General features: G+C 62.6%; 1 pseudogene. It reads left to right on the top strand.

From position 1 onward, the window contains the following. Positions 1-366 (top strand): annotated as a pseudogene (locus EVJ28_RS14165) (IS5/IS1182 family transposase); the annotation flags it as partial.

The following is a 366-nucleotide window of genomic DNA, read 5'->3' as shown; positions in this document are numbered from 1 at the left end:
TCCTGGATCTCGCGCCGGAGGACGGCGTCATCAACCCGTCCTCGCTCACGAAATTCCGCCGCCAACGCATGGACGACGACAAACTGCTCGACAAACTGCTCGCACACACGGTCGAGGTCGCGAAAGAAATGGGGCTGCTGAAGGGACGGACGCTGATCGTCGATTCGACCCATTCCCGGGCCCGGTACGGGCAGAAGCCGATTGGGCAGGCGATCATCGAGGAGGCGAAGCATCTGCGCCAAGCGTGCTATCAGGCATCGGCCGATGCGAAGGGGCGTTTCCCTGAGAAAGTCGATGAGCACGACATCGACCAGCTGCTCGCCTATGCGCTCGCCGTGGCGGAGACCGTAGAGTCTGAGATGCCCG

The organism is Exiguobacterium sp. SH3S3, assembly GCF_004337115.1.
GTDB classification, from domain to species: Bacteria; Bacillota; Bacilli; order Exiguobacteriales; family Exiguobacteriaceae; genus Exiguobacterium; species Exiguobacterium aurantiacum_A.
The sequence above is the reverse complement of the archived record's forward strand: the minus strand, read 5'-3'. Positions and strand labels throughout refer to the sequence as shown.